This window comes from Variovorax sp. 3319 (assembly GCF_031456585.1).
GTDB lineage: Bacteria > Pseudomonadota > Gammaproteobacteria > Burkholderiales > Burkholderiaceae_C > Variovorax > Variovorax paradoxus_P.
The window spans coordinates 489,419-502,475 of the sequence record NZ_JAVDUZ010000003.1; the positions used below are offsets into that span (position 1 = coordinate 489,419).

Consider the following 13,057-nt stretch of genomic DNA (forward strand, 5'->3'; position numbering starts at 1 on the left):
GGCTGCGGGCGGTTCGATTCTCTAGCGCGAGCCGGTCCGCGACTGCCGCTGCACCTTGACCAGCCTGAAAAAGCCGGAGGTCCACATCATGAGCAGGAGCGGGGCGCAGAAGGTGAGTCCGAAGCGGCGGACCTGCGTTTCGAATGGATTGGCCGCCGGGCCCCAGCCCAGATGCGTATCGATCCAGCTGCCCGCGCCGTAGTACACGCCTGCCCAAACGGCCCAAAGCGTGAGCAAGGCCAGTCCGACCCATCCCCTCCGTGCGAGCTTCTGGCCCGGCAAGAGGGCCAGCACCGCATGGTTGAACCACAAGCTGGCAAACAACACGAACAGGCCGGCTACGGCGGCGGAGAACGGCAACTGCCACGCGCGCTCCTGCGCCGGCAAGGCTGCAATCGAGATGCACACGATGGCAATTACCAGGCGGGGCGATTGCGAGGCGCCGAGTTGCATCAGCCGGTAAGGCCACGCCACCGTGATGCGCAGCAGCGACCCCGCCATGACGAGGAGGCCATGGTGCGTGGTCTGGTTCGTGCGCTCCCTGTGCCGCCGGGCATCCTCCTTGTACTGGCGCCAGCGGCTCTCGATGGCCTCGCCATGGAGCGTGTGGGCCAGGCAGGCGGCCATGAACCACGCCATGCCTGCGCATGCGCCGGTCCAGGGCAAGCCGCTGAACCAGGGGAGATAGATTCCGACGACGATGCAGAGCACCAGGATGGCCGGGAAGGCGGGGCTCGCCTCGGTGGGTGGCAGCGACGGCGTCATCACGGCAAATGCGATCAGCAGCACCGTAATGCACACCAGCACCGGACTTCCGAAGCCGGAGTGAAACGCTGCGGGCCATGCATCGGTCTCGCTGAGGCCGCACATGAACGTGGCCGCCAGCATGCAGGCAAAGCCCGCGGCGGCAAGATGCGACCGCTTGGGCAAGCCCGGTGCAAGGCCTTCAGGCCGGAGTGTCGCGTGCACGCTTGCCTTGAAAGAAAGGAAGAAGCGATACGCAAAGTGCAGCACCACCCAGCCGACGACGCCGTTGGCGACCGCGAACGCCAGGCGTTCGAGCCAGGGCCTCTCTGCGTAGCCTTTCAGCTGCACCACTGTCGCTGCTACAAGAAGCACGGCGAACGTGCGAACCCACGCTCCGACTTCCATTGCGTGATCGGCGCGCGAATGCTGCGGCGGCGGTACCCCTAGAACATACCGCTGCCTCGGTTCGAGCTCGCCCCAGAGCCGCGCGAGGCGGCTCGACGCAAGCATGGCAAACAGATACAGCCGCCATTTGGCGACCTGCTCGATCATCGGGCCGAAGAACGAGAGCTCGGCGTAGCGGCGCCTGAAGTTTTCGTCGGCGTGAAAACCAAAATTCAGATCGTGCAGCCGCTGGCGAAGCGCGACGGCGCGCGACGCACCCATCACCTGCTCGGTCCGAAAATCCGTTTCCCAGCCGAAGTAGGTGGACAAGCCCTGCGCGAAGCCCCGCGGCATCTGCTCCGCGTCGATCACCAGTTGCGCAAACCATTTGCTTGCTTCGCTGTGCTCCCAGAAAGGCAGCTTGCCGAGCTCTTGTTCCAGCAGGGGCCATCCGGCAATCAAGGCTTCGCCGCCCGCTTGCTGCAGGTAGGCCAGGGTCTGCTCCGCGAGCACGCGGGCGGGAACGTAGGACAGGGGCGGCGCTTCGGGCTCGGGTTGCGGCTCCAGATGCGGTTCATGCTCAGGCTCAAGCACGTGGGGCTCAGGCGCAAGCGCTTCTTCTGCGGCGACGTTTGCATGCCCTTCGTCGGCAGCAGCGTGCTGCTCAGGCGGTGTTGCCAATGCAACCGCCGTTGCGGTCGCCGGCTCCTCTGTCAAAGGCTCGGGCGCCTGCGTTGCCGCATGCTGTGCGAGCCAGCGCGCATGTTCCTGGGCAAATTCGTAGGCCTCTCTCAAGGCTTGGTAGGCCTGTGCGTCTTCGTCGGGCCGCGTCACCTTCAACCGCGCCGCATAGGCGCGCTTGATTGCAATCAGGTCGGCAGTGGGCTCCATGCCGAGCGTCGACCAGAAATTCACAGCACGAAGCCCTTGTCGATGCTGTCGAGGTAAGCCTTGAATTCTGTTCGATGCTGCCGAATCAGGTGCTCGTCCTGGCTGTCGAGCGCCGCTTCGAAGCGCATCAGCGCATGGGCAACGTCTTGCCGTGCATGGCCCAGGCGATCTTCGTAGAGCCGCTTCGCCCGCGACACCAGGTACACGTTCTCCTGCTTGTCGCGCGGATGGATCTTGAGGGTGCGCAGTTTCTCGAGTGCGGCGGCAATCTGCGGTTCGCTCATGACCTGCGCAGACCGCTGTATCACGCTTTGGGTCGTCTGCCCGGTGGCGGGAATATGGGCCTCCACTTCGAGCAAGCCGTTGATGTCGTAGGTGAAGCGAAGATTCACGTTGATCTCGCCGCGCGCCATCGCAGGCACCTGGACATCGAGGCTGCCCAGCTTGAGGTTTTCGGTTCCTATCGGCGACTCGCCCTGGCGCACGTCGATGGTGATGGCTGTCTGCCCGTCCTGCACAGTCGAGTAGGACTGCACACGCGACACCGGCACGGCCGTGTTGCGCTCGATGATGGGCGAGAAGCGATTGGGATAGTGGCGGCCGTCGATCTCTTCCGACACCACGATGCCGAGCGAGTAGGGCATCACGTCGGTGAGCACGACCTCGTCGAGCGCGGCGTTTCTTTCCTTGAGCGCCGCCTGTATCGCGGCGCCGCGGGCGACGGTTTCGTCCGGATTGATGGTTCGCAGCGGAAGCCGGCCGAACAGGCGTGTCACAACCTGCCGCACGATGGGCATGCGGCTTGCGCCCCCCACCAGAACCACTTCGCTGAGGCCGCTCGGGTCGAGCTTTGCGTCCATCAGGGCGCGTTCGAGCGGCCTTCGCAGACGCAGCAGCAAGTCGGCGCAGCGTTTTTCGTATTCGGCGCGGGTCACTTCCAGCGTGTGCGTGGCTTCCTTGCGCTGAAGCTGGAGCTGCGCGGTTTCACGCTCGCTCAAGTCGCGCTTGGCTTGCTCGGCCGATCGCCAGAGCGCGTTGTCGGAGGCAATGGCTTCCTTGTCCGCATCGTTGAGCGCGGGAATCTTCTCGACGAACCAGTCGACCAGCACCTTCACGAAATCTTCGCCGCCAAGGCGGGTGTCGCCCGCGCTGGCGCGCACTTCGATCACGCCTTCAAAGTATTCGAGCACCGAGACGTCGAAGGTGCCGCCGCCAAGGTCGAACACGAGGAAAGCCGAGTGATCGGCGCGTTCCTGCAATCCGTAGGCAAGCCCGGCCGCGGTGGGCTCGTTGAGCAGCCGCTCGACCTTCAGGCCCGCCAGGCGTCCGGCTGCCTGGGTGGCCTTGCGCTGCACGTCGTTGAAGTACGCCGGCACCGTGATCACGGCCTCGGTGACCGGCTGGCCCAGATAGGCCTCGGCATCGGCCTTCAGTGCGCCGAGCACGAGCGCGCTCAGTTCCTCGGCGCGCATTCGGCGCTGGCCGAGCGTTACGGTGTGGTCCGTGCCCATCCAGCGCTTGAAGGCGGTGGCCGTGAGCCTGGGGTGGGTGGCCGCGCGTTCGCGAGCGGGCAGTCCGACGATAAAGCTGCCCTCGTCGGCCACGCCCACGGCAGAAGGAGTCAGCACGTGCCCCAGCGAGTTCGGGATCAGTTCTGTTTTTCCGTCTCGGTATACACAGACCAGGCTATTGGTCGTTCCCAGGTCGATTCCAACTAGCATCTCACTCCCTCATAGGACACGTTGCATTTTGTTGCCAAGCATACTTCGGTGCCGTGTCTGCTGCTGTGCCTCTCCGTGAGCGAGTGCAGGGGTGCACCCCTAGTTAACCCTGATCGAATAGAAGACAAGTGTCTGAAAATCAGACGATTCGGGTGTTCTGAAGCTGGACGAACTGACTGCTGTGCGAGACAAATCCGTTTGGCATCAACGGCTTTGATGCCTGGCACGAAGTGTGCAATATTCAGGCATCTAATAAGGAGACAAAGAATGAACCGTCGCCACCTCGTTGCCCTGGCCGCACTCGCCACCTGCGCCACCGCTGCACCCGCATGGGCCCAGTCCAACGAAATCCGCATCGCGCACATCTACAGCAAGACCGGTCCGCTCGAGGCCTACGGCAAGCAGACGCAGACTGGCTTCACCATGGGCCTGGACTACGCCACGGGTGGCACGATGACGGTCAACGGCAAGAAGCTGGTGGTCATCGAAAAAGACGACCAGGGCAAGCCTGACCTCGGCAAGTCGCTTCTCGCGGCCGCTTACTCCGACGACAAGGCCGCGCTGGCGGTCGGCCCCACGGCTTCGGGCGTGGCGCTGGCCATGCTGCCAGTGGCCGAGGAATACAAGAAGATCCTGATCGTGGAGCCGGCGGTGGCCGATTCGATCACCGGCGACAAGTGGAACAAATACATCTTCCGCACCGGCCGCAATTCGAGCCAGGACGCCATTTCCAATGCAGTGGCCATCGACAAGCAGGGCGTGACCGTTGCCACGCTCGCACAGGACAACGCCTTTGGCCGTGACGGCGTAAAGGCCTTCGGCGCCGCGCTCAAGAAGGCGAAGCTGGTGCACGAGGAATACCTGCCGCCCGCCACCACCGACTTCACCGCCGGCGCACAGCGCCTGATCGACAAGCTCAAGGACCAGCCCGGCCGAAAGATCATCTGGATCGTCTGGGCCGGTGCGGGCAACCCGTTCAAGATTGTCGACCTGGACCTGAAGCGCTACGGCATCGAGATTGCCACCGGCGGCAACATCCTGCCGGCCATGGCGGCCTACAAGAACCTGCCCGGAATGGAAGGCGCGGCCTACTACTACTTCGGCATTCCGAAGAACCCGGTCAACGAGGCACTGGTGTCGGCGCACTACAAGGAATTCAAGGCGCCGCCGGACTTCTTTACCGCGGGCGGTTTCTCTGCCGCAATGGCGGTGGTCACGGCGCTCAAGAAGACCGGCGGCGACACCGGCACCAACAAGCTCATCAGCGCCATGGAAGGCATGAGCTTCGACACGCCCAAGGGCAAGATGACCTTCCGCAAGGAAGACCACCAGGCGATGCAGTCGATGTATCACTTCAAGATCAAGGTCGACCCGGCGTTTGCGTGGGGCGTGCCCGAGCTGGTGCGCGAGATCAAGCCCGAAGAGATGGACATTCCCATCAAAAACAAGCGCTGAGCTGAGCGCCCGATTCCTGCCGCGGCCCTGGCGCCGCATGCCTTTTTGCCCCGGATGGCCGCCGGGCGAAGCGCCAGCCTGCGCCTTGCGGCGCAAGCGCGGCGCCACCAACGGCCGATTCGTCAGCAATCAAGCAAGCGTTCGACACACCTAAAGAAGGAGACAGCGATGGCAGCGATGCGATGGAACTGGAAGGGATTGGCCGCGGCGGCAGCCATGGCGTTTGGCGCATACGGCGGAACGGCAACTGCGGCGGTGCCGCTGCCTTCGCTGGGCGCGAATCCGGCGGAGGTGAGCGTGTCCGGCCTTTCGGCCGGCGGCTTCATGGCGGTGCAATTGCACGTGGCTTATTCGGCCACCTTCAAGCGCGGCGCCGGCGTTGTAGCCGGCGGGCCCTACTACTGCGCCGAGGGCTCGGTGCTCAATGCCACGGGGCGCTGCATGGCCCATGGCACCAGCATTCCGGTTTCTTCGCTGGTGAGCACCACCAACAGCTGGGCTGCAAGCGGTGCGATCGACCCGGTGTCGAACATGACGGCATCCAAGGTATATCTTTTCTCGGGCACGTCGGACAACACGGTGAAGCCGGCGGTCATGGACGACCTGAAGACCTACTACCAGAGCTTCGTGCCCGCCGCCAATACGGTCTACAAGAACAACATCGGCGCGGGCCACGCCATGGTGACCGACGACTACGGCGGCGCCTGCAGCACCACCGCCGCACCCTACATCAACAACTGCGGCTTCGATCTTGCGGGCGAGATCCTGCAGCATCTCTACGGCCCATTGAACCCGCGCAACAACGGCACGCTGGGCGGCACGTTCACCGAGTTCAACCAGTCTGAATTCATTAGCGGCCACGGCGTGGCCGCCACTGGATGGATCTACGTGCCGCAGGCCTGCACCACCGCCTCGTGCCGCGTGCACATGGTGCTGCACGGCTGCAAGCAGAACTACACCGACGTGGGCGACCAGTACGTGCGCAAGACCGGCTACAACCGCTGGGCCGACACCAACAACATCGTGCTGATCTATCCGCAGACCAGCACGGCGGCCACCAACAGCTGCTGGGACTGGTGGGGCTACGACAACGCGAACTACGCGAAGAAGTCGGGCCCGCAGATGGCTGCGCTCAAGGCCATGGTCGACCGCGTGACCGGCTCCGGCGGCGGCTCGTCGCTACCGGCGCCCACCGGCGTGGGCACCTCGGGCGCGACCAGCAGCAGCATGGTGATCGGCTGGGCGGGCGTCTCCGGTGCGAGCGGCTACAACGTGTACCGCGGCGCAAGCAAGGTCAACGCCGCGCCAGTTGCCGGCACCAGCTACACCGACACCGGCCTGGCCCCCTCCACCACCTACAGCTGGACCGTGGCTGCGCTGGATGCAAGCAACGCGCAAGGAGCGATGTCGGCCGCGGCCACCGGTACCACGCTGGCTGGCAGCGGTGGCGGCGGCACCTGCTACACCGCCAGCAACTATGCACATACCGTTGCCGGACGCGCCTACGCACTGTGGGGCCTCACCTACGCCTACGGCTCGGCGCAGGCCATGGGCCTGTGGAACATCTACGTCACGACCACGCTGAAGCAGACCGGCCCTAACTACTACGTGATCGGCAGCTGTTGAGACCGTTCGATACCTGCTTGTCCATTCGAGAAAAATGACCAACGATGCTTGAGACCCGAGACCTGACCATTCGCTTCGGCGGGCACGTGGCCGTCAACAACGTGAGCTGCGCCTTCGCGCCGGGCACGTTGACGGCCATCGTCGGCCCCAACGGCGCGGGCAAGACCACGTACTTCAACCTGATTTCGGGCCAGCTCAAGGCAAGCGCGGGAACGGTGTCGCTCGACGGGCAATTGCTCTCGGGCCTGTCGCCGTCCGCGCGCACGCACGCCGGGCTGGGGAGGGCGTTTCAGCTCACCAACCTGTTCCCCAATCTCACGGTGCTGGAGAACGTGCGCCTTGCTGTGCAGGCCACGCGCGAAGGCGCGCACCGCCGAGGGCTCAACCTGTGGAGCATCTGGAGCGACCACAAGGCGCTGACCGAACGCGCCGACCAGATCCTGGCCGACGTGGCGTTGAAGTCGCGCGAGCATGCGACCGTGGCAAGCCTGCCGCATGGCGATCAGCGCAAGCTCGAGGTGGCGCTCCTGATGGCGCTCGAACCCAAGGTCTTCATGTTCGACGAACCCACGGCAGGCATGAACGCGGCCGAGGCGCCGGTCATTCTCGATCTGATTCGCAAGCTCAAGCAGGACAAGAGCAAGACCATCTTGCTGGTCGAACACAAGATGGACGTGGTGCGCGAGCTCGCGGACCGCATCATCGTGCTGCACAACGGCACGCTGGTGGCCGACGGCGAGCCGGCCCAGGTGATTGCCTCGCCGGTGGTGCAAGAGGCTTACCTGGGCATTGCAAAGGAGGCCGCAGCATGAAGGCGTTGATGAATTTTTCCCGCCCCTGCCGGGGGAGGGCAGGGGTGGGGGCTCGCGGCCTTCGAACCGCCGCGGCTTCTCGAGCGCCGCATGCCCCCATCCCAACCTTCCCCCGAAAGGGGAAGGAGCAAGACCGATGACAACTCAGAACCTGTTGACCCTCGAAGGCGTGCAAACGCACATCGGGGCGTATCACATCCTCCACGGTGTCGACCTGCAAGTGCCCAAGGGCCAGCTCACCATGCTGCTGGGCCGCAACGGAGCGGGCAAGACGACCACGCTGCGGACGATCATGGGCCTGTGGCACGCATCGCAGGGCAAGGTGCGCTTTGGCGACAAGGACATCACCGCCATGCACACGCCGCAAATCGCGGAGCTTGGCATTGCCTACGTGCCGGAGAACATGGGCATCTTCTCCGACCTCACGGTGAAGGAGAACATGCTGCTCGCCGCGCGCGGCGCGAAAAACGCCGAGCAGATGGACGATGCGCGCCTGAAGTGGATCTTCAAGCTTTTTCCGGCGGTGGAGAAGTTCTGGAACCATCCGGCGGGCAAGCTTTCGGGCGGCCAGAAGCAGATGCTCGCCGTGTCGCGCGCCATTGTGGAGCCGCGCGAGCTGCTCATCGTCGACGAGCCCAGCAAGGGGCTTGCGCCGGCCATCATCAACAACATGATCGATGCGTTCGGCGAGCTCAAGCGCAGCGGCGTGACCATTCTTCTCGTGGAGCAGAACTTCAACTTCGCCCAACGCCTGGGCGACACCGTCGCGGTGATGGACAACGGCCGCGTGGTGCACAGCGGCGGCATGGCGGAGTTTTCCGCGGATGCGCAACTGCAGCAATCGCTGCTCGGACTGGCTCTATGAAATTCGACTTCGACTGGAAGCCGCTGCTTCTCGCCCCTATCCTCGCAGCGGTGGCGCTGCCGCTGACCGGCTCGTTCTCGACCTGGCTCACCCTCACGGTGGCGGGCCTGGCCATGGGCATGATCATCTTCATCATCGCCTCGGGCCTCACGCTCGTGTTCGGGCTGATGGACGTGCTCAACTTCGGCCACGGCGTGTTCATTGCGCTCGGCGCCTTCGTGGCCAGCAGCGTGCTCGGCCTGATGGGCGACTGGACGGGTTCGCAAGAGCTGTGGCGCAACCTCGCCGCCGTGTTTCCGGCCATGCTGGTTGCAATGGCCGTGGCCGGCGCAGTGGGGCTGGCGTTCGAGCGCTTCATCGTGCGGCCTGTGTACGGCCAGCACCTGAAGCAGATCTTGATCACCATGGGCGGCATGATCATCGGCGAGGAACTCATCAAGGTGATCTGGGGCCCCGCGCAGGTGCCGCTGCCGCTGCCGGAAGCCTTGCGCGGCTCGCTGCTGATCGGCGATGCGGCCATCAGCAAGTACCGCCTGCTTGCGGTGGCGGTGGGCATGCTGGTGTTCGGCCTGCTCGCGTGGACGCTCGGCCGCACGAAGATCGGCCTGCTGATCCGCGCCGGCGTGCAGGACCGCGAAATGGTCGAGTCGCTCGGCTACCGCATCGGCCGGCTCTTCGTGGGCGTGTTCGTGGTGGGCAGCGCGCTCGCGGGGCTGGGCGGCGTGATGTGGGGGCTCTTCCAGCAGAACCTCGTGCCGCAGATGGGCGCGCAGGTCAACGTGCTGATCTTCATCGTCATCATCATCGGCGGGCTCGGCTCGACGGGCGGGGCGCTCATCGGCGCGCTGCTCGTGGGGCTCATGACCAACTACATCGGCTTCCTGCTGCCCACGGTCACGCAGTTCGCGAGCATCTTCCTGATGGTGGCGGTGCTGCTGTGGCGGCCGCAGGGCGTGTATCCCGTTGCGAACCGTTGAGGAAGAAGACACCATGTTCCTCAAACGACTTCTCTCCAACGACATGCCGCGCAGCCGCCTGCTCGCGTTGCTGCTGGTGGCGCTGTTCATTGCGCTGGCGTTCGCGCCCTTTATCTTTCCGGGCGTGAAGGCGCTCAGCGTTGCGGCCAAGATCCTGGTGTTCGTGGTGCTAGTGGCCAGCTTCGATCTGCTGCTGGGCTACACCGGCATCGTGAGCTTTGCGCACACCATGTTTTTCGGAATCGGTGCCTATGGCATTGCCATTTCGGCGTCGCGGCTTGGGCCGAACTGGGGCGCGGTGCTGCTAGGGTTGGGGGCTGCGCTCGCGATCTCGCTGGTGCTCTCGTTCGCCATCGGGCTCTTCTCGCTGCGGGTGCGCGCCATCTTCTTCGCGATGATCACGCTGGCGGTGGCCTCGGCCTTCCAGACGCTGGCGTCGCAGCTGTCTGACTTTACGGGCGGTGAAGACGGCCTGACCTTCAAGCTGCCCGAGCTGATTTCGCCGAGCTTCGAGTTCTCCGAAGAGCCTTTTCTCGGCGTGTCGCTCGACGGCCGGCTGCTCTGCTACTACATGCTGTTCGTGGCCGCGGTGGTACTGCTGCTTGCGTTGCTGCGAATAGTGAACTCCCCATTCGGCCGCGTGCTGCAGGCCATTCGCGAGAACGAGTTTCGCGCCGAGGCCATCGGCTACCGCGTGGTGGTGTACCGCACCACGGCGGCCGTGTTGTCCGCGCTCTTCGCCACGCTGGCCGGCGCCATGCTCGCGATCTGGTTGCGCTACAACGGGCCGGACACCTCGCTGAGTTTCGAGATCATGATCGACGTGCTGCTGATCGTGGTGATCGGCGGCATGGGCACCATGTACGGCGCGGCCATTGGCGCGGTGCTGTTCGTGCTGGCGCAAAGCTACCTGCAAGACCTGCTGCGTGTGGGCAGCGAGGCCGCCAGCGGCCTGCCGTGGCTGGCGGCACTGCTGTCACCCGACCGTTGGCTGCTGTGGCTGGGCGTGCTGTTCGTGTTGTCGGTGTATTACTTTCCGACCGGCATCGTCGGCAAGCTCAGGGCGAGGGCTGTGCGATGAGCAACGATCTCCTGGTTCCGATTTCACGCTATGCGCAGCTCTCAGGCCGCGAGATTCATTGGCTCGATTGGGGCCCGCCCGACGCGCCGGTCGTCATTGCATGGCATGGCCTTGCGCGCACCTGCCGCGACATGGACGAGTTGGCGCAGCACTTTGCCGCCCGCGGCTTTCGCGTGATTTGCCCGGACACCATCGGCCGCGGCCTGAGCCAGTGGAGCCCGCTGCCGGACGAGGAATATCAGCTGTCGTTCTACGCGCACCTTGCCAGTGCGCTGTGCGACGAACTGCGCCTGGGCCGTGTCCATTGGGTTGGCACCTCGATGGGCGGCGCCATCGGCATGGTGTGCGCTTCGGGCCTGTTCGAGCCGCGAATGAAGGGCCGCATTGCGAGCCTGGTGCTCAACGACAACGCACCGCAGCTTGCGCAGGCGGCCATCGAGCGCATTCGCGCCTATGCCGGCGAGCCGCCCGCGTTCGACACCGTCGCGGAGCTAGAACTGTTCTTTCGCACCGTCTACAAGCCTTACGGCTGGCTCAGCGACGCGCAATGGCGCCGGCTGACTGAAAGCTCCACCCGCCGCCTGCCCAATGGCCGGGTGACGCCGCACTACGACCCGGCAATGGTCCGGCAGTTCAGCGCGCACGACAACGACTACCTCATCTGGCCGCACTACGACGCGATCGAGGTGCCGGTTCTGTGCCTGCGCGGCGCCGATTCCGACCTGGTGCTGCCCGAGGTGACGCAGCAGATGCAGCAACGAGGGCCAGGCGTTTCGGGCCAGCTGCAAGTGGTCGAAATTCAGGGGTGCGGCCACGCCCCCGCGCTGAACGTGCCCGAACAACTGGAGCTGGTCGAAGGGTTTATTCGAGCCGCCGGCCGTTAGTGGCGAGTCGGCGAGACAATCGCCGCCGATTCCAACCACAAGGATTTTTGCCATGGCGCTTTCGATGTACGACCTGTCCGTGCCGGTTTTTTCCCGCGGACTCGGCCAACTCACCCATCTGCTCGAAAAGAGCCTTGCGCACGCCAAGGCCAACGACATCGATCCCGCAACGCTGGTGGAGGCAAGGCTTGCACCCGACATGCTCACACTGGCCGGCCAGATCCAGCGCGCAAGCGATGCCTCGAAGCTTGGCGTTGCCCGCATTGCCGGCATTACGGCGCCCAGCTTTCCCGACGAGGAAAAGACCTACGACGATCTGCTGGCTCGCATCGCGAAGACGCAGGAATTCCTGGCGACCGTGGACCGCGCGCTGATCGACGGCCAGGAGGATCGGCCCGTGACCATCAAGACCCGCGAAGGCGAGGCGCATTTCACTGCGCAGCGCTACCTGCTCCAGTTCGCGCTGCCCAACTTCTTCTTCCACGTGACCACGGCCTATGGCGTGCTGCGCCACAAGGGCATGCCGATCGGCAAGACGGACTATCTGGGCAAGTTCTAGGCGCCGGGCTTCTGGGCAGCGGCGGGCTGCTGGGTCGGCCAGCCTGCCAGATTGCGTTCGGCAATACCCGCAAGCGCGGTGATCCATGCAGGGCTGTCGTTGAGACACGGGATGTAGCTGAAGACTTCGCCGCCGGCATGCATGAAGGCTTCGCGGCCTTCCATGGCAATTTCTTCCAGCGTTTCGAGGCAATCGGCGGGAAAGCCCGGACACACCACATCGACCCGCTTCACGCCGCTCGCGCCGAGTTCGCGCAACGTGGGTTCGGTATAGGGCTCCAGCCATTTGGCGCGACCGAAGCGAGACTGGAAGGTGACGCGGTGCTGCGCCTCCGAAAGACCCAGCCGTGCTGCGAGCAGGCGCGCGGTTTCGAGGCATTGCGCCTGGTAGGGATCGCCGAGTGCGATGTTGCGCGCCGGAATGCCATGGAAGCTCATCAGCAAGGTTTCGCCGCGGCCCTCTTTCTTCCAGTGCTGCTCGATACGCAGCGCAAGCGCTTCGATGTAGGCTGGGTCGTCGTGATACTGGTTGACGAAGCGGAACTCCGGAATACGCCGCTGGCGGCGGCTCCAGTCGTTGACCGCGTCGATCACGCTGGCGGTGGTGGTGGCCGAATACTGCGGGTAGGCCTGCAGCACCAGCACACGGGTGGCACCTTCGGCCTGGAGCGCATCGAGGCGCGAGGCGATAGAAGGGCTGGCGTAGCGCATCGCGTCTCCCACCACCACACGGTGGCCGCGTTCACCGAGCCAGCCGGCGAGTAGCGTCGCTTGTCTTTGCGTCCAGACCTTCAGCGGCGAGCCTTCGGGCATCCAGATGCTCGCGTACTTGGCAGCCGACTTGGCGGGTCGCACACGCAGAATGATGCCGTGCAGGATCAACGCCCAGACCAGCCTTGGAATCTCGACCACGCGCGGGTCGCCGAGAAACTCCGCAAGATACGGCCGAACGGCGGCCGCGGTGGGTGCGTCGGGTGAGCCCAGGTTGCACCAGAGGACGGCGGTGCGTTCGGCGATGGAACTGTCGTTCGTGTTGTCTTGAGGCATGCGATATTC

Annotated in this window: 11 protein-coding genes; 8 read left to right on the forward strand and 3 right to left on the reverse strand. The window is 64.6% G+C overall.

The window, feature by feature from the left end:
- Positions 1–21 precede the first annotated feature (21 nt).
- A complete protein-coding gene (locus J2X67_RS09390) occupies positions 22–2,046 on the reverse strand; it encodes a J domain-containing protein (RefSeq protein ID WP_309952438.1) in 2,025 nt (674 codons plus the stop codon).
- The gene (locus tag J2X67_RS09395) at positions 2,043–3,743 is read right to left on the reverse strand and encodes a molecular chaperone HscC (RefSeq protein WP_309952439.1); all 1,701 of its coding nucleotides are present in this window, start codon (positions 3,741–3,743) and stop codon (positions 2,043–2,045) included. The genes J2X67_RS09390 and J2X67_RS09395 overlap by 4 nt, the downstream gene beginning before the upstream one ends.
- A gap of 267 nt (positions 3,744–4,010) precedes the next feature.
- Between J2X67_RS09395 and J2X67_RS09400 the strand changes: the two genes are divergently transcribed.
- From J2X67_RS09400 to J2X67_RS09435, 8 genes are all read left to right on the forward strand, one after another.
- On the forward strand, positions 4,011–5,198 hold the full coding sequence (locus tag J2X67_RS09400) for a substrate-binding domain-containing protein (RefSeq protein ID WP_309952441.1): 1,188 nt from the start codon (positions 4,011–4,013) through the stop codon (positions 5,196–5,198).
- 168 nt (positions 5,199–5,366) lie between these two features.
- Positions 5,367–6,824, forward strand: a complete 1,458-nt coding sequence (locus J2X67_RS09405; RefSeq protein ID WP_309952442.1) for a PHB depolymerase family esterase — start codon at positions 5,367–5,369, stop codon at positions 6,822–6,824.
- Between the two features lie 44 nt (positions 6,825–6,868).
- Positions 6,869–7,636, forward strand: coding sequence for an ABC transporter ATP-binding protein (locus J2X67_RS09410; RefSeq protein WP_309952444.1), 768 nt, complete (start codon positions 6,869–6,871; stop codon positions 7,634–7,636).
- 136 nt (positions 7,637–7,772) lie between these two features.
- The gene (locus J2X67_RS09415) at positions 7,773–8,501 is read left to right on the forward strand and encodes an ABC transporter ATP-binding protein (RefSeq protein ID WP_309952445.1); all 729 of its coding nucleotides are present in this window, start codon (positions 7,773–7,775) and stop codon (positions 8,499–8,501) included.
- On the forward strand, positions 8,498–9,478 hold the full coding sequence (locus J2X67_RS09420; protein WP_309952446.1) for a branched-chain amino acid ABC transporter permease: 981 nt from the start codon (positions 8,498–8,500) through the stop codon (positions 9,476–9,478). The genes J2X67_RS09415 and J2X67_RS09420 overlap by 4 nt, the downstream gene beginning before the upstream one ends.
- A gap of 13 nt (positions 9,479–9,491) precedes the next feature.
- A complete protein-coding gene (locus J2X67_RS09425; RefSeq protein WP_309952447.1) occupies positions 9,492–10,559 on the forward strand; it encodes a branched-chain amino acid ABC transporter permease in 1,068 nt (355 codons plus the stop codon).
- Positions 10,556–11,443: an alpha/beta hydrolase gene (locus J2X67_RS09430; protein ID WP_309952448.1), complete on the forward strand. Its 888-nt coding sequence runs from the start codon at positions 10,556–10,558 to the stop codon at positions 11,441–11,443. The genes J2X67_RS09425 and J2X67_RS09430 overlap by 4 nt, the downstream gene beginning before the upstream one ends.
- 52 nt (positions 11,444–11,495) lie before the next feature.
- Complete coding sequence (locus J2X67_RS09435) at positions 11,496–12,002, forward strand: DUF1993 domain-containing protein (protein WP_309952449.1); 507 nt, start codon at positions 11,496–11,498, stop codon at positions 12,000–12,002.
- On the opposite strand, the gene hemH is transcribed toward J2X67_RS09435, so the two are convergent.
- Positions 11,999–13,048, reverse strand: a complete 1,050-nt coding sequence (hemH, locus tag J2X67_RS09440) for a ferrochelatase (protein ID WP_309952451.1) — start codon at positions 13,046–13,048, stop codon at positions 11,999–12,001. The genes J2X67_RS09435 and hemH overlap by 4 nt on opposite strands.
- Positions 13,049–13,057 lie beyond the last annotated feature (9 nt).

Bases quoted from the DNA above. Each gene is read 5' to 3' on its own strand.
- J2X67_RS09405 (WP_309952442.1), top strand. From the start codon at position 5,367: ATGGCAGCGATGCGATGGAACTGGAAGGGATTGGCCGCGGCGGCAGCC.
- J2X67_RS09435 (WP_309952449.1), top strand. From the start codon at position 11,496: ATGGCGCTTTCGATGTACGACCTGTCCGTGCCGGTTTTTTCCCGCGGA.
- J2X67_RS09410 (WP_309952444.1), top strand. From the start codon at position 6,869: ATGCTTGAGACCCGAGACCTGACCATTCGCTTCGGCGGGCACGTGGCC.
- J2X67_RS09425 (WP_309952447.1), top strand. From the start codon at position 9,492: ATGTTCCTCAAACGACTTCTCTCCAACGACATGCCGCGCAGCCGCCTG.
- J2X67_RS09430 (WP_309952448.1), top strand. From the start codon at position 10,556: ATGAGCAACGATCTCCTGGTTCCGATTTCACGCTATGCGCAGCTCTCA.
- J2X67_RS09395 (WP_309952439.1), bottom strand. From the start codon at position 3,743: ATGCTAGTTGGAATCGACCTGGGAACGACCAATAGCCTGGTCTGTGTA.
- J2X67_RS09400 (WP_309952441.1), top strand. From the start codon at position 4,011: ATGAACCGTCGCCACCTCGTTGCCCTGGCCGCACTCGCCACCTGCGCC.
- J2X67_RS09415 (WP_309952445.1), top strand. From the start codon at position 7,773: ATGACAACTCAGAACCTGTTGACCCTCGAAGGCGTGCAAACGCACATC.
- hemH (WP_309952451.1), bottom strand. From the start codon at position 13,048: ATGCCTCAAGACAACACGAACGACAGTTCCATCGCCGAACGCACCGCC.
- J2X67_RS09420 (WP_309952446.1), top strand. From the start codon at position 8,498: ATGAAATTCGACTTCGACTGGAAGCCGCTGCTTCTCGCCCCTATCCTC.